Below are 24609 nucleotides of genomic sequence, written 5' to 3'. Positions count from 1 at the left end.
CGCCAGGCATAATCCAGATTGTCTGAACTTCGAGCATACCATAAGCATCACGACGACCAAGTTTAAGTCACTTAGAAATCGATATTTTTTAACCGATTCTATTAAAGTGCGGCCCCAACATCCCTGGCCAGTACTCCCATGTAACTGGCAAAGCCCAGCAGCAGGGTCACCCCGGCCATCCGGTGCATAGGCACCGCCGCCGCCCGGCCACCACTGAGTCGGGCCAGATAGAAAAACACCCCGGTCACCAGCGTCAACGCGGTCATCACCGGCAGATCTCGAGCCAGCACCTCCGCTGGCAACGTCACCCCATCCCCAATCAGCCCGGGAAAAGCCAGTACGCCCAGCAGGTTAAAGATGTTTGAGCCGATCACCGTCGCCAGCGTCATGTCGTACAAGCCACGGCGCACGCCGGCGATGGCCGCCGCCAACTCGGGCAGGCTGGTGCCAAAGGCGATCACCGTGAGACCAATCACCAGCTCACTGATGCCAAACGCCCGCGCCAGCTCGACACTGCCCCAGACCATCACCTGGGAACTGGCCAGCAGCAGCACCAGCATCAACAGGGTTTCGATCATGGCCCGGTGCTTGCCGATGGCCAGGAACTCGACATCCACCTCATCGTCGCTGTTGTGGCTTCGACCCAGGTAGATACCGTAAGCCACCATGCCCGCCAGCAACGCCAGCCCCTGAGGCCAACCCAGGTAGCCATTCCACAGCAACAGGTAGGCAAACAGCACCACCGCCGCCAGTATGGGAAACTCACGTTTTAGGAATTGACGACTGACCATCAATGGCGTGATCAAGGCACAGATTCCCAGCACTAAACCGGTATTGATGATGTTGGAGCCGATGGCATTGCCCACCGACAGCCCTTCGGCGCCATTGAGTGCCGCCACTGCACTGACCAACAGCTCCGGCGCCGAGGTACCAAAGGCAACAATGGTCATGCCAATAAAGACGATGGACAGCCCCATGTGTTTGGCCAGGGTCGCCGCGGCGCCAATCAGGCGATCGGCACTCACGGTCAGCACAGCAAAGCCACCGATTACGGCCATCAGGGGTAACAATAGAGAAGACACAATAAAGACACTCCGAGGGCAACGCACACGAACACCTCGCCCCCTGCCCTCGCCGGAGTTGAGCTGTTCGAGTCTCATCAATCCGTAATGCCACCTGATAGTGGATTACGCCGACAGTGCCAAGCCGACAGGCTGAGGATGTTGACACTGCCCCCTGCTTTAGCGCAGAGCGACTACTCCCCCGAAATCTGGAGCGGAATTATAGCCAGCGTCATCGGCAAACACCAGCCCTGTCCGGTGCCATCGACAACAAAAAATTCCCCTTGCCGGCCTCGCTCCTGAGCGGATTCGGAGTATAATTACTCGGTTCACGACCCGCGCCTTCCGGCGCCGCCTAGGAGTACCATGTCCAGCCACCGCCCCCTGCGCCTGACCCTCGCCCACATCAACGACACCCACTCCCAGTTTGATCCGACCACCCTGGCCCTGACGTTGCCAACCCTGGGTCAGGTACACGCCCCTTGTGGCGGTTATCCCCGACTGTCGAGTGCGCTGAATCAAGCCAGGGCGGATGCCCGCCATACCGGTCGCCAGTTACTGGCGCTGCACGCCGGTGACTGCTTTCAGGGTTCGCTGTATTTTTCTCACTACAAGGGTCGACTGAATGCCATCCTTAACAACCAGTTGGATCTGGATGCCATGGTACTGGGCAATCACGAGTTCGACCTCGGCAACCCGATGCTGTCGACCTTTATCCAAGGTTTGCAGTTTCCGGTATTGGCGGCCAACATGGATCTCAGCCAGGAACGCACCGACAAAACGTCACCGATGCGTGGCCTCAGCAACCTGTTGGATTACGATCCAGGGCAACAGCGGGGCCGTTACCTGGTTAAACACCTGGATGGCGAACCGGTGGCCCTGTTCGGGCTGACACTGGATAACATGCATGAGCTGGCCTGTGCCGACAACGACACCCAGTTTCATCCTTGCCTGGACGTCGCCCGCGCCACCATCGACGCCATCGAACATGCGGGCATCAATAAGATCATCATTCTCAGCCATCTGGGCTACGATCGGGATCTGCAGCTGGCCGAGCAACTGGATGGCGTCGCCGCCATCATCGGCGGCCACACCCACGTACTGCAAGGTGACTTTCAGAACCTGGGGCTCGGCGGCCGGGATCACTACGCCGTGGTCATCAACAATACCGCCGTGGTTCAGGCTGGCAGCAACGCCTTGTTTCTTGGGCAGTTGCAGCTGGATCTGGACGCAGACGGCACCCTCAGACGCGTCGATGGTGGCAATGCCCTGCTGGTGGGGCAGACCCTCAGCACCGACGCCGAGGGCCGTCACCCTTTGCCACCAGCACAAACAGAGCAAGCCCTCGCCTACCTGAGCCAACAAACCAACGTCACCCTGGCCGACAACGACCCAGCCCTTCAAACTCTGTTGCAGCAACACTACAAGCCAGCCCTGCTGGAATTTGAACAACAGATCATTGCCCGGACTCAGCAGCCCCTGCGCCACCTTCGAATTCCGGATGATCAAGGGGGCAGCCAGGTGGCACCGCTGCTGGCCAGAGCCATGCGCTGGCAGGCCAGGCAGTTGGGACACCAGGTGGACTTCGGCCTGCACAACGCCGGCGGCACCCGCGCCTCCGTCAATCAAGGGCCGATCAGCGCCGGCTGGGTCGCCGGCACCCTGGCGCCCTTTGCCATTGGCATCGTCAAATACCAGGTGAGCGGCGATGCCTTAAGAGCCACCCTGGAGTCGGCCATCAACAATGCCCTCAATAACGGTGTGGTCGGCACTGGTACCGGCAGCTACCCCTACGCCTGGGGGTTAAGATTCCGCTACGATGCCGAGGCCGACATGGGCCAGCGCATTGTGCAGCTGCAGTGCCGCCATCAGGGACACTGGGTCGATGTCGACGCCCAGCGGCAATACACCGGCGTCTCTACCGGTTATACCGCTGCCGGCAAAGAAGGTTACTACCCACTGGCCCACCAGCCCGAGCCGCCACTGGAGCTGCAGATCACCATTGCCGAAGCCGTGATCAACCACTGGCGTCATCTGGGCCAACTGGAGCCAGCAACGTAAGTCCGCAGAGGTCGGCGAAGAGTGACTCCCCGCCACGCGGCGCTGTTCCCTCTCAGCCAATGGCTAGCAAACTGATGAGCTAAAAGCCGCTTTGAAGGCACAAAAAAACCGGGCCAGGCCCGGTTTTTCATCCGCATCACACCTTAACGCAGCAGATCTTCCATGTCGTCGGTGTCCATATGGCGCACGTCTTTGCCTTTGACAAAATAGATGACGTACTCACAGATGTTCTGGCAACGATCGCCGATGCGCTCCAGAGCCCGGGCCGCCCACAACACATCGAGAATGCCGGGGATCGAGCGGGGATCTTCCATCATGAAGGTCATCAGCTGGCGAATCACCGCTTCGTACTCGCCATCGACCTTAACGTCTTCCTTGTGAATGCGGAACGCCGCATCCACATCCATGCGAGCAAAGGCATCCAGGGTTTCGTGCAGCATTCGTGCCGCGTGCCGGCCCATGGCTTCCATGGACACCAGCGTACCTTTACGGCTGCCGCCCTTGGTCTCCAGCACCGTGCGCCCCACCCGCACACAGGCATCACCGATGCGCTCCAGGTCGGCGGTGGTCTTGGAGATGGCCAGTACCAGACGCAGGTCCGACGCCGCCGGCTGACGCTTGGCGATGATGCGGGTACACTCCTCATCGATGGCGACTTCCATGGCATTGATCTTGCGGTCCGTGGCCATCACCTTCTTAGCCAGATCCTGATCCCCGGTTTGCAGGGAGTGCAGCGCATCATTGAGCTGCTGCTCCAGCAAGCCGCCCATGGCCATCACTTGGCTGCGGACATCCTCCAGCTCCAGATTGAACTGGCCGGAGATGTGTTTTCCCAAGTTATTGTTATCCATTGCCTACAATCCTTATCCGTAACGACCGGTGATGTAATCTTCGGTCTTCTTCTTCGCTGGAGTGGTAAACAGGGTATTGGTGTCGGCGTACTCGATCAATTCCCCCATGTACATAAACGCAGTCTGATCCGAGACCCGCGCCGCCTGCTGCATGTTGTGAGTCACGATCACCACGGTAAACTGATCTTTGAGGGTATGAATCAGCTCCTCAATGGTCAGGGTGGAGATGGGGTCCAGGGCCGAGGTCGGCTCATCCAGCAACAGCACTTCCGGCTGAATGGCTATGGCGCGGGCAATCACCAGTCGTTGCTGCTGCCCCCCTGACAGCCCAAAAGCGTTGTCATGGAGTCGGTCTTTGACCTCGTCCCACAGGGCGGCGCCTTTCAGCGAACGCTCCACCGCTTCATCCAGATCCCGGCGGTTGTTGATGCCCTGCAGACGCAGGCCATAGACCACGTTTTCATAGATGGATTTGGGAAACGGGTTGGGACGCTGGAACACCATGCCCACATTGCGACGCAGCGACGCCACATCCACATGCTTACCGTAGATGTCATCATTGTTCAGCAGGATCTGGCCGTCGACCCGGCAGCTGTCCACCAAGTCGTTCATGCGGTTCAAGCAACGCAGCAGGGTGGATTTACCACAGCCTGACGGGCCAATAAAGGCGGTAACCTGGTTTCGCGGAATCTTCATGGTGATGCCCGACAGCGCCTGTTTGTCGCCGTAATACAGGTTCAGGTTGTCGATGTCGAAGGCAGTCATCTCAGGCGACAGCTGTTTCAGATCCAGCGGCGCCGAGGATTTGTTCAAGGCTTCAATTGCAATCATGGTCATTCTCTCGGCTTAGTGTTCCAGGGAACGGAATTTTTCACGCAGGTGATTTCGCACCCCGATGGCAGTCAGGTTCAGTGCCACAATGACACTGACCAGCAGGAACGAGGTGGCGTACACCAGCGGCCGCGCCGCTTCCACGTTCGGGCTCTGGAAACCCACATCGTAGATGTGAAAGCCCAGATGCATAAATTTACGATCAAGGTGGACATATGGCCAGTTGCCATCCACCGGCAGGGTCGAGGCCAGTTTGACCACCCCCACCAACATCAGCGGCGCCACTTCACCGGCGGCGCGAGCCACCGCCAGAATCAAACCGGTCATGATCGCCGGGCTGGCCATGGGAAGAACAATCCGCCACAGAGTCTCGGCCTTGGTGGCACCCAGCGCCAATGAGCCGTGGCGAACACTGCTGGGGATTCGGGACAGGCCCTCCTCGGTCGACACAATCACCACCGGCAACGTCAGAATGGCCAGAGTCAGTGCCGACCAGATCACCCCGGGCGTGCCAAAGGTCGGGTTCGGCAACGCTTCCGGATAGAACAGCTCATCCAGCGAACCGCCCACCATGTAAACGAAGAACCCCAGACCAAACACGCCGTAGACAATCGAGGGTACCCCGGCGAGGTTGATCACCGCGATACGAATCAGCCGGGTCAGGCCGTTCTTGGCTGCGTACTCATGCAAGTACACCGCGGCGACGACACCAAATGGCGTCACAATCACCGCCATCAGCAGCACCATGAACACGGTGCCAAAGATGGCCGGGAATACCCCGCCTTCGGTGTTGGCTTCCCGAGGATCATCACTGATGAACTTGCCGATGGCGTGAAACCAGTGACCCACCTTGCCCATCAGACCCAGCTGATTCGGATAGGCCACATCCAGCACGCTGTCCATCGGCAGAGTCACCCGCTCTCCGCGCATGTCCCGCACCACGATGGCGTCCTCGGCCGCCTGGTCACGCAGATCAAACAGCCGCTTCTCCAGCACCAGGTAGTCCTGATTCAAGGCGGTACGCTTGGCATCGAGTTCCGCCAGCGCCTGTGCCGTCAACTGATGGTTCAGCTCCAGTTTGCGCTCATCTAGGCGCAAGCGCTCCAGTTGGTAGTTGATGCGACCGATGTCGACCTTCTGCAACTCTTCTGCCTGCTCATGCAGCTCGGCGGTCTTTTCAATGGCCAGGGCCAGTTGGGGCTTCAGCGCCTCACCGTCGTAGCGTTTGCCATCAAAGATCAGCTCGACCGGATAGCCGTAGAAATTGCCATTCTTGTTACGTTCGAACACGGCGATGTCGTCTGGCAGCGTCTGCGACTGAATGGTCGGCTCGATGATCCAGCGAAAATCCAGTGGCACATACTCTCGGTTGCCGGTCTTCACCAGGTAGCGAGTGATGAACTCCCCCTCGACTTCGAGTTCAATACCCGACTGCTGCAACCGCTCTACGGGCACCTGTTCTCTGTCGTAGATCTCGCCGATGACCCGCTCGACCTGACCGTTGTTCACCTGAAGATCGAACTGATACACCGGTGAAGGCCAGAAATACACCAGCCCCTTCCAGGCGATCATCAACAACAACCCCAGCACCGCAATCAAGCTTAGGCTCACGGCACCCGCCGTCATCCAAATCCAGGGAGAGCCCGATTTAAACCACTTACCCATTGTCTTATTCCCTTCCATTACAGGGTGCTGTACTTATCACGCAACCGCTGACGGACAAACTCGGCCAACGTGTTGAACATAAAGGTGAAAATGAAGAGCACGAAGGCCGTCAGGAACAGTACCCGATAATGCGAGCTGCCGATGGCCGATTCCGGCATCTCAACGGCGATGTTGGCGGACAGGGTGCGCATCCCCTCAAACAGGTTCCACTCCATCAGCGGGGTATTGCCCGTGGCCATCAGCACGATCATGGTTTCCCCCACGGCGCGGCCCACTCCCATCATCACCGCCGAGAAGATGCCCGGACTGGCCGTCAACATCACCACTCGGGTCAGGGTCTGCCAGGTGGTGGCCCCCAGTGCCAGCGAACCATTCACCAGGTGCCTGGGCACCGAGAACACCGCGTCTTCGGCAATGGAGAAGATGGTCGGAATCACCGCAAACCCCATGGCAATGCCCACAACCAGGGCATTTCGCTGGTCAAAAGTGATGCCCAGCTCATTGGTCACGAAACGACGGGCATCGCCGTCCATCAACAGGGTCTCTACCACCGGACTCAGCGACATCGCGCCCCAGCCCACCAGCACCAGCAACGGCACCAGCATCAGTTCGCGTAGCTCACCCCAGCGGGAGCTTTGAATGTTACGTGGCAGCGAGTGCCAAATCAGCGCCGCCAGCAACACCGACAGCGGCAACGACAGCATCAACATAAAGATGCCTGGCAGGTTGTCCTCCACTAACGGCGCCAGCCACAAGCCCGCCAGAAAACCCAGAATTACCGTTGGCAGGGCTTCCATGATCTCAATGGTGGGCTTGACAATGCTGCGCACTCGACCGGACATGAAATAGGCGGTATACACCGCACCGGCCAGTGCCAGAGGCGTGGCGAACAGCATGGCGTACAACGCCGCCTTCAGGGTACCGAAGGCCAGAGGCATCAGGCTCAGCTTGGCTTCGAAATCATCAGACCCGGACGTGGACTGCCACACATAAGCTGGCTCGGGGTAGCCCTCGTACCAGACTTTCTGCCACAACGCACTCCAGGACACCTCCGGGTGGGCATTGTCGAGATCGGCGAACTGCAACTGATTGCCAGACTGAATAGCCAATCCATTGCCACGAGGCGAAAACGCCATCATGGTCACCGCCGTGTCACCGAAGCGTTCGGTCAGCAGCTTGTTCTCGCTGGTGGTGTAAAACAGCTGTACCTGACCGTCGCTGGTGCCGGCGACAAAACTCTTGCGGAAAAACTCCGAGGCCAGGCTGGGCGTGTCAACACCGGTAGCGAATTCACGAATGCGCTCGAAGCGACGACCCTCTTTGCCAGCCACCTGAAACCACTGGGAGATTACACCGTTGTCATTGGCCACCATCAACGAACTGGCGCCGGCCAACAATTCAATATCGCTGATGCGGGCACCGGCTTCCGCCGCTTCCAGCACCTGCTCGATGTAGGGGGCATCGCCGTCCTCAACGTTCAGTACCGTTACCCGGTTACCGGCCAGAATAAACAAACGTGCCTGGTCCGGAGTCAGCAGCAGCTTGTCGATGCGCTCCGATGAACCCGGCAGAGGATAATCGTTTCGGGCCCACACCACTTCGTCGGTCAAAAAATCGACGTCGGCACTCATGCGGGTCAGCACCAGGTCATTGGAATCGGTGTCGCTCCAGATAAAGGTGCTGCCTTCATCGCCGGCGGCAAACACCAACTGATCGATGGCCTTGCCGTCACTCAGTTGCAATGCCTCGGCCCCAAGGGGATAACGCAGCTGCGGAGTCACGGTGCGAACATCATTGGGGTAGCTGATGGCAAAATCCGGTTGAACCACCCAGACACTGCCGTCATCAAACGCCAGGGCTGCGCTGCGCTCCGACGGGTTGCTGCGGGAAAACCCGGTCGCGCGAATGCCGGGCGCCGTGGGGATCGACAAGGTCGAATCCATGTTATTGGATGTTAATGAAAAAAACTGAACATCCCCAGAAGACGTGATACGGTAAAGGTATTCACGCTGCTCATCGGTACCCAGCTGCACCGTCGATTCGGTACCCGATAAGGTGGTGGTAAACCCCGGGGTCAGGCTGGCCCCTTTAAATACCGGCGCTACCACGTAGAGCAGATAGAAAAAGATCAGCAACAGGGCGATCAGCACCATGATGCCGCCCGCGGTGACACCGTATCTCGCAAGCCGGTCCTTTATCAGGCGCCGATGGCTCGCACGGTATTTGTCAGCAATCGTCTGTTCCATCAATATCCTCTAACAAGTGGGAGCAGTCGTTTTTGAATTGGTGTGGAGTATATGTCTGTTGTATGACACTTGTGTTACACCGACCTTCATAATTCGTTTTAGGAGCCTGTATGGAAAAGTGGATTTTGAGTGTAATCGGCGAGGATTACCCGGGTATTACCGAAACTCTGGCCCAGGCCATTCAAGACAACCAGGCCAACTGGCTCGACGCCAGCCTGCGCCGCATCGGTGACCGCTATGCCGGCATCATCGAGCTGGAACTGCCCGCCGCCAACCTCCAGGCCTTGAAACAGCAGTTGGGCACCATACGCGGCCTCAACATCGAGCTGCAGCGGGTCACCCCTAAGGTCACCCCAAGCCTGCAGTTCCACCTGGAAGTGATTGGCAACGACCGGCCCGGCATCGTTGCCAGTGTCACCGAAATCATCCGTGGTCACCGGGCCAACATCGACCAACTCGAGAGCGATCTGGACACTGCCAATCACACCGGAGTGCCGCTGTTTCGTCTCAATATCCTGTTAACCGCACAGGATGAGGAGCAACTGGATCGCATGGAGCAATCTCTGTTTACTCTGGGTGATGACCTGATGGTGGAGTACCAACGCATTAGCTAAAATCCAGCAAAAGTATCTGACATTTCATATCGATGACACTTTTCTGACAGAGAATGCTGCGCACACTCAATAAAAGGGACAGAAACGATGTCTGCGCAATCCCATTTTCCCTATACCGACAAAGAGCTCAGTTGGCTCGCCTTTAACGAGCGGGTGCTGCAGGAAGCGGCCGACCCCAGCGTGCCCGTGATCGAGCGGGTGCGTTTTCTTGGCATCTATTCCAATAACCAGGATGAATTCTTCCGGGTACGGGTGGCCGACGTGCGCCGCCAGATCCTTATCGACGAATCTAAGGGCGGCGGCGAGCGCGCTCGAGCCCTGCTGGCGGCCATCAATGCCAAGGTGCTGGCGCTGCAAACCAAGTTTGATGACATCTACCGGCAACTGATCCACGACCTGGCCCGGCGCAACATTTTCCTGGTTAACGAGAAGCAACTCAGTCCGGAGCAGGGAAAGTGGCTCAAGCGTCATTTCCGTGAACGGATTCGCCGTCACATCGTGCCGTTGATCGTCGATGAACATACCGAGTTGGCCCGCAGCCTCAACGACGGAACCACCTACCTGGTGGCCGGTATCCGCAAAGGCGAGCAAATCACCTACTGCCTGATCGAAGTCCCCACCCTGCAGGTTCCCCGGTTCGTGCAGCTACCGGCAGAGGGCAGCAAAAAACGTAAGACTCTGATACTGCTGGACAACATTATTCGTCATTGCCTGGAAGAGGTGTTTACCGGCTTTTTTGACTTCGATACGGTCGAGTGCTTTTCCATCAAGCTGACCCGGGACGCCGAGTACGACCTGTCCGATGAGATTGAGATGAGCCTGTTGGAAAAGATGTCGTCCGGGCTGAAACAGCGACTGACCGCCGAGCCCGTCAGTTTTGTCTACGATAGGGACATGCCCAGGCACATGCTAGAGATGCTGCAGGATAACCTCAGTATTGCCGGCGTCGACTCGATGATTCCCGGTGGTCGCTACCACTGCTTCCGCGACTTTATCGGCTTTCCCAATCCCGGCCGAGCCTACCTGGAAAACCCTAGGATTGCCCCAATGCGCAGTCGCCAGTTCAGTGAGTATGCCAACACCTTCGAGGCGATTCGCGCCGGCGACATCCTGCTTTATTACCCCTACCATACCTTTAACCATGTGACCGAAATGCTGCGCCAGGCCGCCTTCGATCCGGCGGTGCGATCCATCAAGATCAACATCTACCGGGTGGCCAAGCACTCCCAGATCGTCCATTCGTTGATCGAGGCGGTAAAAAACGGCAAAGAGGTCTCAGTGGTGGTGGAACTGCAAGCGCGCTTCGACGAAGAGGCCAACATCGAGTGGGCCAAGTTCCTGACCGATCACGGCGTACGCATCAACTTTGGCATCCCGACCCTGAAAATTCACTCCAAGCTTATCCTGATCAAACGACTGGAACAGGGGCAACTCAAGCACTACGCCCACATCGGCACCGGCAACTTCCACGAAAAGACGGCTAAGATCTATACCGATTTTGCCCTGTTCACCTGTCATGAGGAGATTTGCAGCGAGGTGGACAACGTGTTTGAGTTCATTGAACACAGCTACAAGAAGTTCAAGTTCAATCACCTGCTGGTGTCGCCGAATGACGCCCGTCGCAAGCTGTACAGCCTGATTGATCGTGAAATTCAGAATCAGCTGGCGGGCAAGCCCTCAGGTATTACGCTTAAAATCAATAACCTAGCAGACAAGGGGCTGATCAAACGCCTGTATGACGCCTCTCGCAATGGCGTCAAAATCCGACTGATCATTCGCGGCATGTGCTCACTGCAGCCAGGCATCAAAGGGGTGTCGGAGAATATTACCGCCATCTCGGTGGTGGATCGCTTCCTCGAACACCCTCGCATCATGGTGTTCAATAACAGCGGCGACCCCAAGGTGTTCCTCTCCAGCGCCGACTGGATGACCCGCAACATCGACAAACGCATTGAGGTGGGTTGCCCCATCTATCAGCCGCAACTGAAACAACAGATTATCGATATTCTCAACCTGCAGTTCAAAGACACCACCAAGGCACGCATCCTGGATAAGGCGCAGCAAAACCACTATGTGAAACGCGGCAACCGTAAAAAAATCCGATCTCAGATTGCCATCTATGATTACCTTTTCGACTATGAAAAAAGACTGACTCTTAAGACTCCCAGCCTATGGAACAGAAAATAGACAGTGGCAACGGCCGCATCCTGGCGGCCATCGATCTCGGCTCAAACAGCTTTCACCTCGGCATCGCCCGGGTGATTGCCGGTGACATTCAACCGATGCACCGTCTCAAACAGCGGGTACAGCTGGCGGAAAATACCGATGACAGCGGTAACCTCAGCCCCGAAGCCATGGAACGCGGCCTGGAATGCCTGAAGCAGTTCAGTCAGCGACTCAGCGAGATGCACTTCGACCAGATTCGCATTGTCGCCACCTATGCCCTGCGCCAGGCGCCCAACCGCTACCAGTTTATCGAGCAGGCCCGTGCCATCTTGGATCACCCTATCGAGGTAATCCCGGGTCGGGAAGAGGCACGCCTGATCTATCAGGGCGTCAGCCAAAACCAGATCATCGCCACCCCGACGCTGGTCATTGACATCGGCGGAGGCAGCACCGAACTGGTCATTGGCCAGGGCCACACCCCGGTCCAGCTGGAAAGCCTGTCCATGGGCTGCGTCAGCTTTCAATCTCGCTTCTTCGGCGAAGGCAAGCTGTCCTCAAAGCGGATGAAAAAAGCCATTCTGGCGGCCGAGCAGCAACTGGAGTTGCTGCAGCAACGGTACCTTCATACCGGGTTTGAGGCTGCCATCGGCTGTTCCGGCACCATTAAGGCCATCGCCTTGCTGCTCAATGACGGCGACCTCAGCGCCCCCATCAGCCTAAAAGCACTGCTGCAACTGGCACGCACCATTGGCGAACACGATCACGTCGATCAACTGCCGTTCGAACAACTGGCGGAGCTGCGGCGAAAAGTGCTGCCGTCCGGCTTGGCCATCCTGATTGCCTGTTTCAGGCAGCTTGATATTGAACAGATGCAGTTCAGCGAGTTTGCCTTACGGGAAGGGGTATTGAGTGAACTGGCAAACCAGGATGTTCATCTGAACATTCAGGCCAGGACCATCCAATCCCTGCAGCAGCGTTACCAACTGGATACTCATCACAGCGTTCGGATTCAGGCCAGCGCCCAGCAGTTGTACCGACAATTCAGCAACAACAAAAAACGGCTGGCCCTGTGGCTGGATTACGCCGCCGCCGTGCATGAAATCGGCCTGCAGGTAAACTACCGCGGCATCCATAAACACGGCGAGTACATTCTCAGCAATGCCAACCTGTCTGGCTTTAACACCGAAGAGCAGCAACTGCTGGCTTTCCTGGTCCGCTGGCAGCGAAAAAAGCTCAGCGGTTGCCAGTCTCCGCAGCTGCAGATGCTCAACAACAGCCAGCTTTGGCCACTGCTGATCGCCCTGAGGCTGTCGATCATGCTCCATCTGGGCCGACGTCATCACATCACCCTGCCACAATTGCAGCAGCAAGATAACACCCTGACTCTGACCTTCAGCGAACAACTGTCGGGCGACGACCTGCTGGTGGCGGATCTGGAGCAGGAGCAACTGCATCTGAAAGAGTTGGGCTGGCAGTTACAGTGGCAATGAGACTGGCTTCCTGAGCCCTGGGTCATCGCCGCAACCGCGCCAGCCACAGACACAAAAAACCCGCCGAGTGGCGGGTTTTTCATTCGCTAGCGCAGTGGCTTACAGGTTGATACCCAGCTTAGCCATGTCTTTAGCAATCACCACCTTAGGCAGTGGCACATAACCATCTTTGTCAACAATGGTCTGGCCCTGCTTGGACAGTACAAACTTCAGAAACTCCTGAGTCATCGGATCCAGGTCTTTATTGGGGTGCTTGTTCACGTACACGTACAGGTAACGGCTCAGCGGGTAAGTGCCGTTGGCGGCGTTGGCTGTGGTCGCATCGATGAACTTGCCGCCCTTCTTGGACAGGGGTACCGCTTTCACACCGGCAGTCTTATAGCCGATACCGGAGTAACCGATGGCATTGAGGCTGGTGGACACCGACTGTACCACCGAGGCAGAACCTGGCTGCTCGTTAACGCTGGCCTTGAAGTCCCCTTTACACAGGGCTTTTTTCTTAAAGTAACCGTAAGTACCGGAAACTGAGTTACGGCCGTACAGCTGCACGTCTTTGCCTGACCAGCTGGCACTCAGACCCAGGTCACCCCAACGGGTAACATCGCTGCCGCCACACTTACGGGTGGAAGAGAAGATGCCGTCGACCTGCTTGATGGTCAAACCGTCAATCGGGTTGTCCTTATGGACAAACACCGCCAGGGCGTCAATGGCCACCCGTACCGGTGTCGGCTTATAACCGAAGCGCTTAACGAACGCTTCCTCTTCGTTAGGCTTCATCTTGCGGCTCATGGGACCAAACTGAGAGGTGCCTTCAGTCAGTGCCGGCGGCGCAGTAGAGGAACCGGCCGCCTGAATCTGTGGATTCACGTTTGGATACAGGCGCTTAAACTCTTCCGCCCACAGGGTCATCATGTTAGCCAGAGTATCGGAACCAACAGAGGAAAAATTACCAGAGACACCACTGGTCTTTTGGTAAGTTGCCAGAGCCGGGTCGATGGCAGCTGAGGTAGCAGAAGCGAAAAGGGTTGCAGCGGCAAAGCCCAGTGCACTAGCAAGTTGTTTGATTTTCATTTGGATTACTCCAGTATTTTTCGTAATCAGGTTTCGTTGACGGCTGCCAGTATTGACCGCAAAGATGACACTTATGTGACTGCGACATGACCCATAGATGACACTCATGCCTGTTCAGTCTGCTGAACCACAATCAGGTTGGCAGGAATGGAAAACCCAAAGGTACTGCCCTTGCCCACGGTGCTACGAATATCCAGCTGACTGTTGTGGTGATTGAGGGCATGTTTAACAATAGCAAGCCCGAGGCCACTGCCACCGGTCTGGCGGGAGCGAGCACGATCGACTCGGTAGAACCGCTCCGTCAGTCGGGGGATGTGCTCCAGGGCGATGCCGTCACCGCAGTCCTGAACTTCAAACCGCCCCACGTCCCCCACACGTTGCCAGCTGATGCGAACCTCGGTGCCCGCCGGTGAATAATGCACGGCGTTCTGAACCAGGTTGGCACAGGCACTTCGAATCTGCAGCTCATCTCCGTACATGTGTAGCCCAGGCTCAATATTCAACACCAGCTGATGCTTACCGGCAGAGAGCGCCTGCGCCTCGCCATGGACTTGGTTGAGGACCTCGGTCATGTCGATGCGGTGCTCCGGATCCACCTGGGTGGAAACCTCAATCTTGGACAGCGTCAATAACTGGTCCACCAGGCTCTTCATTCTCTGAGTCTGATCGGTCATCGCCGACACCTGCTTGGCGTCCATGGCCGGCGACATGGCCATCATCTCTAAGTAGCCCTGCAGCACGGTCAACGGGGTCTTCAGTTCATGGGAGACATTGGCAACGAAGTCCCTGCGCATCGCCTCCAGTTGCCGCAGCCGGGTGACATCCCGGGCCAGCAACAGTTTCTGATTATCGCCGTAGGCCATAATCCGAATCTCCAGCAGCCTGGACTCGGACGCCGACGAGGCCATCTCGATGGGGTCGTCATAGTGGTTGCTGTGCAGGTAGGTAGAAAATGCCGGATAACGGATCAGGTTGTCGATGCGCTGACCCGCATCCTGAGGCCAGTGGATGCCCAGGTGCAGCTCCGCCAGTTTGTTGCACCAGGCGATCTGCCCCTCGTGCCCCATCACCACCGCCGCATCGGGAAGGGCTTCCGCCCCCTCACGGAAACGGGACAACAGCCGCGCCAGCTGCGAACGACGGCGGCGGTTTTTACCCTGCAAGCGATAGATGCCATTGAAAATCGGCTCCCAGCTGCCGCTGCCATGAGGCGGCGTCAGGCGGCGATCTTTCCACAACCAGTGCGCCAGTCGCGACAGGTGGCGATAGTGGTAGCCCAGCAATACCCAGGTACCAATCAGCAGCAGCAGGGTGAGCTGATCCAGCAGCAGTCCCAGCAGGCCCCACAATGAGAACCAGATAGCCAGACGGCCGGCAAGTCGGTAGCCAGAATACTCTTCAAACATTCAGTCGATAGCCTTGTTGAGTGACGCGTCCTGAAACGAAAAAACCCATTGCCTCGAAGCTAGCGCTACCGTCGCAATGGGTCAATCTCTGCGAGACCGGTTACACCTTGGTAGAGAACCGGTAGCCGGCGCCACGGACGGTCTGAATCAGACTGTCGTGACCATTAAGCTGTATCGCCTTGCGCAGGCGTCGAATGTGCACATCGACGGTGCGATCTTCCACGTAGACGTTGGTTCCCCAGACGTTGTCCAGCAGCTGTTCACGGCTGTAGACCCGCTCAGGGTGAGTCATAAAGAAGTGCAATAACCGGAACTCGGTCGGCCCCATATCCAGCAGGCTTTCATCGACGCTGACCCGGTGGCTGACCGGATCCAGCTTCAGCCCCCGCACCTCGATCACCTCTTCCAGCCGGGTGGGTGCGCTGCGCCTGAGCACCGCCTTGATTCGAGCTACCAACTCCTTGGGAGAAAAGGGTTTGGTGATGTAGTCGTCGGCCCCCACTTCCAGGCCACGAACCCGATCCTCCTCTTCACCGCGAGCGGTCAGCATGATGATGGGAATCTGGCGGGTGTGATCCTGACCGCGTATCTGTTTGGCCAGCTGGATTCCGCTGCCGCCAGGCAACATCCAGTCCAGCAACACCAGATCCGGGTAGGGTTCGGCCAGTTTCTGAACTCCCTGTTCAAAATCCTCGGCACTGACAGTCTGAAAGCCATGTTGGTCTAACACAAAGGTCAGCATGTCACGAATGGCAGATTCATCTTCAACAATTAAGATGCGGGCAGTCATTTCCTTCACTGTCCTTCCTCTGAAAAAACTGAGGTGATTATGGGTCAATCATATGACAGAAATATGACCATGTGACAGCCAGATTCAATAAAAAAGGGGCCTTAAGGCCCCTTTTTAGTGCGTTACACTGCTACCGGCGTCATCGTTAGAACTTGTGCTCAAGACCGATGCCGAAGTAGTCATCCGCACTGCTGGACGACTCCAGGTCGCGCTGGGTGTAGTAAGCAAACAGCTTGGTTGGCTTACCCAGTTTGTAGTCGACCCCGGCGGAGATCGCTTCCCCCTTGGTGTCCATGTCCTGGTACTGAGCCTTCAGGATTACCGCTGACAACTGGTAGCCGGCGCTGACCATAAAGCCATCCATGCTGTCTTTACCCGCTTCTTCCTGATCCTGGTACATGGCGCCCAGCTTCAAGTCACCGATCTTACCCTGAACCGTGGCCCGCAAAATGCTGTCGAAGCCCTTGACGTCGGTGTCGTAGGCAACGGAGGCGTAGATGGCCGACTTCTTCAGCTTGGCATCGCCGTACATGGCGGCGACGGAGAAACCATCATCATCGTTCTTCTGGCTACCGGATTCTTCGGCAACGTAGGTGGCACCAAACTTAATCCCGGCAAACGTGGGCGACAGGTAAGTCACCGTCTGCTCCATGCGGTTTTCACCCTTGAACAGGTTCTTGATGTCGCCCTGCAGGTCACCGAACAGATCCACCTTGCCCTGAGACTGCTTCAGCATGGTGTCATTGCGGCCCACAGCAACCTCACCGAAGGCCCCGCGCAGGCCGACAAACTGGTTGCGGGCTTCAAAGTTGTCCTTATCATCGGCGCTGGTGTTGACTTCATACTCGATGGTGTAGAACGCTTCCAGATCGGCGCTCAGTTCAAACGCCCCCTTGACTCCCAGGCGAGAGGCGTTGGAATGAACGCCGGTGCTGCTGTCACCATCGACATCGAACGCATCGACAGAGACGTTCAGCTTACCGTAAACGGTCACAGGATCAGCGGCAGCTGCGGTCATTGGCAGAACAGCCGCGATCACGACGGCAACGACAGAGGGTTTAATCAGGTTCATCTCAGGTTTCCTTTAAAGGTAGGATTTACTTTTTAATTGGCCGCAGTGTGCCAGCGAGATGTGACAGTTTTATTGCGTGTTTTAACAGCATTTAACGTTTTAGCGAATGGGGTTCGCGGCAAACTCGCGCAATCGACTCCGTCGGGAACCCGGCTTTGGGTTGCCACTCGAATCAGAACTCAATACACTGCCCAGCCATCCAACCCGCCTGAAACAGGACAACACCATGTGGTTTAAAAATTTGCTTCTCTACCGTCTCACCAAGCCGGTGGAGTGGGATGCCGACGCGCTGGAAAAGCAGTTGGAGCCCTTCATCTTCACGCCGGCGGGCAGCCAGGACATCAGCAAACTGGGCTTCGTTAAACCTCTGGGCAAGGTCGGGGAAAGCCTGGTGCATTCTGCTCAGGGCAACCTGCTTCTGGCCATCGAGAAAGAAGAAAAGATGTTGCCGGCATCGGTGATTCGCGAGGAGATGGAGCAGAAAGTCAGCCTCATCGAAGACGAACAGGGCCGCAAGGTCACCAAGAAAGAGAAAGACGGCATCAAGGATGAGATCGTTCATACCCTGCTGCCGCGGGCTTTCAGCCGCAAGAGCCGCACCCGCGCCCTGGTGCTGGCGCCACTGCAGTTGGTGGTGGTCGAAGCCACCAGCCACAACAAGGCGGAAGAGCTGCTGAGCCTGCTGCGCAAAGCCATCGGCTCATTGCCCATCGCTCCGGTCAGCATGACCGCCCTGCCGGAAGAGAAGATGACCGAGTGGGTCACCAAGAACCACGTCGGCGAAGGTTTCACCCTGCTGGACGAGGCGACACTGAAAAGCCCGCTGGAAGATGGCGGCAGCGTGGCCCTGAAACAGTTGGCCCTGGACAGTGACGAGGTGGCCGCTCACATCCAGCAAGGAATGGAAGTGACTAAGGTGGCACTGGAGTACCGGGATGTGCTGTCGCTGGTACTGCAAAGTGACCTGTCGGTTAAGCGCCTGAAGTTCAGTGAAGAGATTCGCGACCAGAACAGCGAGTTTGAAAAAGAGGAGCTGGCTGCCCGTCTGGATGCCGACTTTGCGCTGATGTGCGGTGAACTGACCGGATTCCTACCTGACCTGTTTGCCGCCCTCGGCGGACAGGAGCAGCAGGACAGCTGATTCACTCCACTCGCGAATAAGGGCAAGCCATCGGCTTGCCCTTTTTGTTGGTGGAGAGGCCGGCTAATAGGGCCAGTCGATGCCGGCCCAGGCACGAAACGCCGCCTTCTGGGCAGGACTGACGTCGGCTTGTGCTTCCAACACCAGTTTGCCCGGGTGCCGTCGCTCAGGCGTCAGGGACAGCGTCATTAACCGGTCACGACGAAACAGCGTCAGCGACACCGGCACATCCAGCGGCAGCTCTGCCAACCGATCCTGCCACTGGGACGCAGGCACCCTCATGCCGTTGATGGCGACCACCCGATCCTCGGTGGTCAGGCCCGCCTGCCAAGCGGGACCATCTCGGCGCACGTGGGTCACGGTCGCCAACCCCTGATCTTCGTTAACCTTAAGACCCAGCTCCGCCACCTCGTCTTGGTCCGAGCCCTTTCGTTGCAACCCCACCTGAGCCAGCATGGCATCAAAATCCAGTACATTGGGGCTGTCGATGGCCTGCTGCCACCAGGACTCAAAGCTAGTGCCGGTCAGCAAACGTAAGCCATCTTTAACGTCCTGCTCGGTAAACCCGTCAGGCAGGCGATGGTTCTGATACAAGTAGCGGTGCAGATCCCGATAACTCTTATCGGCGCCGGTGCGATCGATGATGGCCAGATCCAGGGCCCAGGAAGCCAGGTAGCCTTCCGAATAGATATTGACGCTGTGGTTACGGGCGTAATCCCCACCAGTGGCAATCCACTCGTTGAAACTGGCCTCCGCCACACTCTGCCACTGCCGTCCCGGCGTTGCTTCACTGCGTTCGATGCGACGGGCAACATCCTGCAAGAACTCCTCGACGGTGATCACCCCGGCCCTGAGCAGCAACTGGTTCTGAAAATAGCTGGTGGAGCCCTCCGCCAGCCACAACAGCCGGGTGTAGTTCTCCTGCTGGTAATCATAGGGCGTCAGCCCCGCCGGCCGATAAGCTTTGACGTTCCAGGTGTGCACAAATTCGTGGGAGGCGGTGGCGATAAACGGCAGATACTGTTCCCGCTTCCTGAAACTGTTGCGGGTGCGCTGGATCACCGTCGAGTTCAGGTGTTCGGTGGCGCCGCGGGCACCACTGGTGGCGTGAATCATAAACACGTAACGCTCATAAGGGTAGCCGCCCCACAGCGCCGCCCCCTCGGCCACCAGTCGCCGCAAGTCCTCGACGATGGCGTCAACGTCGTAGTTGCCCTCACCCCAAAACAACACCTGATAGTCACGACCATCAAGCGCAAAAGAGACCGACTGATGCACGCCAGTTTCGATTGGGCTGTCCACCAGCACGTCGTAGTTATCGGCCACAAACTGGTGAGGGGCCGGGCTGTCCATGCCGGAGACACTGCGCCACGCCTCGGGCACACTCAGCTCAACCCGCAGCGGCTGGTCTCGAAACTCGGGGCTATACATAAATACCCCGGACGCATCCAGGAAGCCGTGGCTGTCATCGATATGGCGGGAGCGGTCTCCCAGTTCATTGGCATACAGCTGGTAGCGCACTGTCACCCGGGTCGGGGCGGTCAGGGCGACCCGCCAGCTGCCCCTGGCCACCTTCTGCCATTCGAGAGGCTGGCCCTGGGCATCGGTCACCTGCAGCCGGCGTACACCGTCGGCCAGAGGCAACAACTGATAACGGCCGCTGCGCCAGTTGGGCATCTTGATCATCAGGGTATCGTGGTCGGTCTGGGGAAACTGCACCTCCACCTCGGCCAGGTGGTGCTGAGGCTGAGTGATGGCCAGACGGTAGTTCACCGACGCCGCCAGCGTTGAGGCTGGCAGCATCAGCAATCCCAGTATGAGTACAATGAGCTTGTGCATAGGTGTCCTTGTTATCGTTATCGCTCTCCTGAACAGCCCTCAAGTATAACAATTCCGGCAACAGAGTTAATCTCGGCGGTGACATGGATAAACGTTGTGAATAATTAAACCAATTTGGACAGCGGTCAAAAAACAGCCACGAGTATTTTGCGAACTTTTTTATTTATATTAAAAGGCAAGCGGCAATTGTGCTAAATGGATAAAGTCAGTGACGACTACGGCGGTGGCCCGCAGCGGCGACCATTCGCCACCCGCCACCAAAATCGACAAAAATTGGAACATGAGTACGAAAATGTTGTCATATCCAGTGAATAATCAGCCTTGCTGCGGGCTTAACAGGGAAATGCTCGCAGTTAAGTGCGTTCATTAAGAATACTTAAACTCACAATGTAGAAATAAAGAATCCCTTTACCCATTGGGCGCTTGCACTTATAACCAAAGAAGTTACGATACGTGTAACAGCCCAAATAACAATTGAGACTGAAGAAGTAACTAGGGCTCGCCGGATTGAAGGTAGCAACGTAAATGAATATGGTCACTGACGCCAAATCTCAGCTGGAGCATATGCAGAAAAAGCTAGATAAAGTACGAAATGAGCATCAGGAGCTCGAGGACGTACGTGCAAAACAGCTTCAGGGACTGATTCAATTTTCTATGCGTCTGGGCCTGTGCTGCAAAGGACAGAACCTGGAGCTGGACAACCGTCTGGCCAAAATCCGTCACCTGCTGTCCGACACCAATAACCTGGACACCGCCCTGCCAGAAATGGGCGAGCTCAGTCGCGCCCTGCAAACTCAGTATCAAAACACCCAACGTGACATTGAGCACAACCAGCAGGCGATGCAGCAACTGGCTCGCCAACTCTCCAGCCTTAGCGGCATTCCCGATAAGTTAAAGCGGGAACTCAAATACTACCAACTGGATATCCAGAAACCGATCCACACGGTGTGGGAGATCATCCCCCGGGTCGAGAAGCTGGTAAAATACTATGAGCAGTTGCTGCAGGAGCGGCTGGCCAAAGAAGACCGGATTCCCACCACCCCCAAGCACCGTCAATTGGCCCATGAGCTGTCACAGTTACTGGCGGAGATCGAGTTTCCCGGCCAGCACGGCGAGGTGATCAACGCCATCAAGGCGATGCTCAGCGGCGACGTTCAGGTGGATCAACTGCTGGAAGCCTACAGCCAGGTACTGAACATCCTGGTGGGGGAGATGGCCAAAGAGAAGAGTGCCTCGCAGCAGTTTCTCTCCGCCCTGACCGACTCGCTGTCGGTGGTGCGCCAGGCGATGAACGAAAACTGGCAAGCCTCCAGCAACAGCTACAAATCCAACAAGCTGTTTAATCAAAAGCTGAACAGCCACGTAGGCCAATTCAGTGAGAAGGTGGCCGCAGCCGAAGAGCTGGCAGCCCTCAAGGCGCAAGTGATCAATGAGCTGGCCTTCATTCGCCAGCAACTGAGCAAAAGAGACAATCAGGATCAGCAGGAATTCATGGCGATGAAGCAAAGCATGCAGAAGATGCAGGCTGAAATCACCGCCTTGGCCAGCGAAGCCGCCAGCTACAAAGACAAACTGATTGAGCAGCAACGCCTCAATCAGGTAGACGCCCTGACGCAACTCCCCAACCGGGCAGCATTGGATGAACAACTGAAGCGCTCCTACCGCCAGTTTAAGCGCTATGGTCACGATCTGTGGGTCACGGTGGCCGACATCGATCGCTTCAAAAGCATCAACGATAACTTTGGTCACTCTACCGGCGATAAAACCCTGCAGGTGGTGTCCATGGCCCTGAAGAACTCTCTGCGCAAGGAGGAGTTCGTCGCCCGCTATGGCGGCGAAGAATTTGTGGTGCTGTTGCCGGGCCTGGATAAAGAGCAGGTGCAGCAAGTGCTCAACCGAATTCGCGAGCGAATCAAAGCGATTCCATTTAAATTCCGCGATGAGCGCCTGTCCATCACCGTCTCCATCGGCGCAGCAAAAGTGGCTGCCAACGAGACCATTCAGGAGACCTTTGAACGTGCCGATGCCGCCCTGTACCGGGCCAAACGTCAGGGCAGAGACAAGGTGGAACTGGACGACTAACTCGAAATAGTTAGATACAACATTGAAAAATAAAGGCTATCCTCAGTGGGTGGCCTTTTTTAATGGGCTGCCCTGATAAGAAAAATGAAGGAGGTGCCTATGCAGGTACAGATCAGCCCTCGAGGAAGCCTGGTGCAGCTGTCTCAGCTGGAAGTGGAGCGGTTGCAGGAAAGCGCTGCCTCAGACCTTCACCAGCTCTACCGCAATTGCTCACTGGCGGTGCTGGCGTCCGGCATTCACAGTGACGACAGCACACAGCTGTTCCAGATGTTCCATGATTTTCGCATCCGCATTCTCCGCCGCGAGCGGGGCATCAAACTGGAACTCAACAACCCGCCAATTCAGGCCTTCGTCGACGGCGAAATCATTCGCGGCATTCAGGAGCACCTGTTTGCGGTATTGAGGGACATCCTCTACATCGGCGACAAGCTCGATAGCCTCAAGCACATCAACCTGACCAACTCCTACCACATCACCAACGTGGTGTTTGAAACCCTCCGCAATGCCAAAGCCCTGCCCCTGGTATCGGAGCCCAACATGATTGTCTGCTGGGGCGGTCACAGCATCAACCGCACCGAATTCCAATACACCCGCGAGGTCGGGTACGAGCTGGGACTGCGGGATCTGAACATCTGTACCGGATGCGGCCCGGGCGCCATGGAGGGGCCGATGAAGGGCGCCGCCATTGCCCATGCCAAGCAGCGCATCGACCACGGCCGCTTTGTCGGCCTGACCGAACCGTCGATCATTGCCGCCGAGCCCCCGAACCAGATCGTCAATGAGCTGATCATCCTGCCGGACATCGAAAAGCGGCTGGAGGCCTTTGTGCGTCTGGGCCACGGCATCATCATCTTTCCCGGCGGCGTCGGCACCATGGAGGAGTTACTGTACCTCATCGGCATTAAACTCAACCGTGACAACCACGATCACCCGCTGCCGCTGATTCTTACCGGCCCCAAAGAGAGTGCCGACTATTTCGAGGAGATCGACCGCTTCATCGGTACCACCCTGGGCGAGGACGCCCAGCAACACTACCGCATCATCATCGATGATCCGGTGGAGGTCGCTCAGCACCTGAAGCGGCAGATGGCGGTGATCAAACAGTACCGCCGTGACATGGGCGACTCCTATTCCTACAACTGGTCGCTGAAGATCGAGCCGGAATTTCAGTTACCGTTTCAGCCGGATCACGACGCCATGGCCAACCTTAAGCTGGTGCCACAGGTCAACAATGCGCTGTTGGCGGCGGATCTGCGCCGAGCGTTCTCCGGCATTGTCGCCGGTAACGTCAAACCGGAAGGGATTACCCAGATTCGGCAACGGGGTCCGTTCCAACTTCAGGGTGATCCTAGGTTCATGAAAAAGATGGACAAATTACTCGCAGCCTTTGTCAGTCAGGGTAGAATGAAACTCGATGGTACCTACAAACCCTGTTACGAGATTCGCAATGCCCGCCACAGCTCTGCTCATTGACGCCCTTAACCTGATCAGGCGCATCTATGCCGCCGTCCCCGACGGCGACACCGATGCCCTGTATCAACGCACCCAGGCCGCCTGTCAGAAGATGGTGCGCCAACATCAGGCCACCCACGTGGTCATGGTGTGGGACGGCGACAACAGCCACCTATGGCGCCAGAGCCTCTACCCAGACTACAAGGCGCACCGTTCGCCGATGCCCGAACCTCTGGCCGCCACCCTGCCCGACCTCAAAGCCAACCTGGCCAAGCTGGGCATCCGCTCCCTGGCCTGCGATGGCATCGAGGCCGATGACGTCATGGCCACCCTGTGTCACAAGATTGAACGCCGCGGCGGTCGGGTCATACTGGCGTCCACCGACAAAGGCTTCGTGCAACTGCATTCCGATAACGTCAGTCAGTGGCACCACTTCGATCAGTGCTGGCTGGACCGGGACTATTTTCTCGACCGCTTCCAGATGCCACCGGAGCGCATGCTGGAGTACTGGTCCCTGGCCGGCGACAGCGGTAACGGCATCCCCGGTATTGCCGGCATCGGCGCTAAAACCGCTCACAAACTGCTCAGCCAGCACCCCATCCAGGCGTTGTTTACCGAAGGCACCATCGAAGGCAAGCTGGGACAAAAGCTGATTGATGGCCATGAACAGGCTCAGCTAAGCTACAAGTTGGCCAAGCTGCGCACTCAGTTATCGCTGTCCGCCAGCCTCTCACAATTTCGGGTTTCGGCCCCCACAACATGAGGACCCCT

18 protein-coding genes are annotated in these 24609 nt (G+C 57.1%); 8 read left to right on the top strand and 10 right to left on the bottom strand.

Features of this window, described 5'->3' with window-relative positions; genetic code table 11:
- Positions 1–101: 101 nt before the first annotated feature.
- Positions 102–1082 (bottom strand): calcium/sodium antiporter, encoded by a 981-nt coding sequence (locus tag J8Z22_RS03850; RefSeq protein WP_028114079.1) that lies wholly within the window; start codon positions 1080–1082, stop codon positions 102–104.
- Positions 1083–1427: 345 nt separating this feature from the next.
- Between J8Z22_RS03850 and J8Z22_RS03845 the strand changes: the two genes are divergently transcribed.
- Complete coding sequence (locus J8Z22_RS03845) at positions 1428–3122, top strand: bifunctional UDP-sugar hydrolase/5'-nucleotidase (RefSeq protein ID WP_252008894.1); 1695 nt, start codon at positions 1428–1430, stop codon at positions 3120–3122.
- A 143-nt stretch (positions 3123–3265) separates the two neighbouring features.
- Here J8Z22_RS03845 and phoU read toward each other — a convergent pair whose 3' ends face one another.
- From phoU to J8Z22_RS03825, 4 genes are read right to left on the bottom strand one after another with little or no spacing between them, the layout of a single operon-like run.
- Complete coding sequence (gene phoU / locus J8Z22_RS03840) at positions 3266–3973, bottom strand: phosphate signaling complex protein PhoU (protein ID WP_028114080.1); 708 nt, start codon at positions 3971–3973, stop codon at positions 3266–3268.
- A gap of 12 nt (positions 3974–3985) precedes the next feature.
- Positions 3986–4804, bottom strand: coding sequence for a phosphate ABC transporter ATP-binding protein PstB (pstB, locus tag J8Z22_RS03835; RefSeq protein WP_028114081.1), 819 nt, complete (start codon positions 4802–4804; stop codon positions 3986–3988).
- 15 nt (positions 4805–4819) lie between these two features.
- Positions 4820–6469: a phosphate ABC transporter permease PstA gene (pstA, locus tag J8Z22_RS03830; RefSeq protein WP_028114082.1), complete on the bottom strand. Its 1650-nt coding sequence runs from the start codon at positions 6467–6469 to the stop codon at positions 4820–4822.
- Between the two features lie 17 nt (positions 6470–6486).
- Positions 6487–8715: an ABC transporter permease subunit gene (locus J8Z22_RS03825; protein ID WP_028114083.1), complete on the bottom strand. Its 2229-nt coding sequence runs from the start codon at positions 8713–8715 to the stop codon at positions 6487–6489.
- A 110-nt stretch (positions 8716–8825) separates the two neighbouring features.
- Here J8Z22_RS03825 and J8Z22_RS03820 point away from each other — a divergent pair, with 110 nt between their 5' ends.
- From J8Z22_RS03820 to J8Z22_RS03810, 3 genes are all read left to right on the top strand, one after another.
- Positions 8826–9329 carry a glycine cleavage system protein R gene (locus J8Z22_RS03820; RefSeq protein ID WP_028114084.1) on the top strand — a complete coding sequence of 168 codons (504 nt, stop codon included), beginning with the start codon at positions 8826–8828 and terminating at the stop codon, positions 9327–9329.
- Between the two features lie 87 nt (positions 9330–9416).
- Positions 9417–11516 carry a polyphosphate kinase 1 gene (gene ppk1 / locus J8Z22_RS03815; protein ID WP_252008891.1) on the top strand — a complete coding sequence of 700 codons (2100 nt, stop codon included), beginning with the start codon at positions 9417–9419 and terminating at the stop codon, positions 11514–11516.
- Complete coding sequence (locus J8Z22_RS03810; protein ID WP_252008888.1) at positions 11501–12985, top strand: Ppx/GppA phosphatase family protein; 1485 nt, start codon at positions 11501–11503, stop codon at positions 12983–12985. The genes ppk1 and J8Z22_RS03810 overlap by 16 nt, the downstream gene beginning before the upstream one ends.
- A 99-nt stretch (positions 12986–13084) precedes the next feature.
- Here J8Z22_RS03810 and J8Z22_RS03805 read toward each other — a convergent pair whose 3' ends face one another.
- From J8Z22_RS03805 to J8Z22_RS03790, 4 genes are all read right to left on the bottom strand, one after another.
- Entirely contained in the window at positions 13085–14056 is a 972-nt protein-coding gene (locus J8Z22_RS03805; protein WP_028114086.1) for a PstS family phosphate ABC transporter substrate-binding protein, read from the bottom strand.
- A 104-nt stretch (positions 14057–14160) separates the two neighbouring features.
- Positions 14161–15462: a phosphate regulon sensor histidine kinase PhoR gene (phoR, locus tag J8Z22_RS03800; RefSeq protein WP_252008884.1), complete on the bottom strand. Its 1302-nt coding sequence runs from the start codon at positions 15460–15462 to the stop codon at positions 14161–14163.
- Between the two features lie 100 nt (positions 15463–15562).
- Positions 15563–16252: a phosphate regulon transcriptional regulator PhoB gene (phoB, locus tag J8Z22_RS03795; protein ID WP_028114088.1), complete on the bottom strand. Its 690-nt coding sequence runs from the start codon at positions 16250–16252 to the stop codon at positions 15563–15565.
- A gap of 145 nt (positions 16253–16397) precedes the next feature.
- Positions 16398–17324 (bottom strand): porin, encoded by a 927-nt coding sequence (locus tag J8Z22_RS03790; RefSeq protein WP_252008880.1) that lies wholly within the window; start codon positions 17322–17324, stop codon positions 16398–16400.
- Between the two features lie 226 nt (positions 17325–17550).
- Here J8Z22_RS03790 and rdgC point away from each other — a divergent pair, with 226 nt between their 5' ends.
- On the top strand, positions 17551–18465 hold the full coding sequence (rdgC, locus tag J8Z22_RS03785) for a recombination-associated protein RdgC (RefSeq protein WP_028114090.1): 915 nt from the start codon (positions 17551–17553) through the stop codon (positions 18463–18465).
- A 63-nt stretch (positions 18466–18528) separates the two neighbouring features.
- Here rdgC and J8Z22_RS03780 read toward each other — a convergent pair whose 3' ends face one another.
- Complete coding sequence (locus tag J8Z22_RS03780) at positions 18529–20304, bottom strand: M61 family metallopeptidase (protein WP_252008878.1); 1776 nt, start codon at positions 20302–20304, stop codon at positions 18529–18531.
- 525 nt (positions 20305–20829) lie between these two features.
- On the opposite strand from J8Z22_RS03780, the gene J8Z22_RS03775 reads away from it, so the two are divergent.
- The 3 genes from J8Z22_RS03775 to xni all read left to right on the top strand — a co-directional run bounded on the left by J8Z22_RS03775 (position 20830) and on the right by xni (position 24601).
- Positions 20830–22386, top strand: a complete 1557-nt coding sequence (locus J8Z22_RS03775) for a GGDEF domain-containing protein (protein WP_028114092.1) — start codon at positions 20830–20832, stop codon at positions 22384–22386.
- Between the two features lie 99 nt (positions 22387–22485).
- Positions 22486–23859, top strand: coding sequence for a nucleotide 5'-monophosphate nucleosidase PpnN (gene ppnN / locus J8Z22_RS03770; protein WP_028114093.1), 1374 nt, complete (start codon positions 22486–22488; stop codon positions 23857–23859).
- Positions 23834–24601 carry a flap endonuclease Xni gene (gene xni / locus J8Z22_RS03765; RefSeq protein ID WP_252008875.1) on the top strand — a complete coding sequence of 256 codons (768 nt, stop codon included), beginning with the start codon at positions 23834–23836 and terminating at the stop codon, positions 24599–24601. The genes ppnN and xni overlap by 26 nt, the downstream gene beginning before the upstream one ends.
- The last annotated feature ends 8 nt before the right edge of the window (positions 24602–24609 follow it).

This window comes from Ferrimonas sp. SCSIO 43195, from assembly GCF_023716685.1.
Classification (GTDB): domain Bacteria; phylum Pseudomonadota; class Gammaproteobacteria; order Enterobacterales; family Shewanellaceae; genus Ferrimonas; species Ferrimonas kyonanensis.
This window is presented reverse-complemented; position numbering and strand designations above follow the sequence as displayed.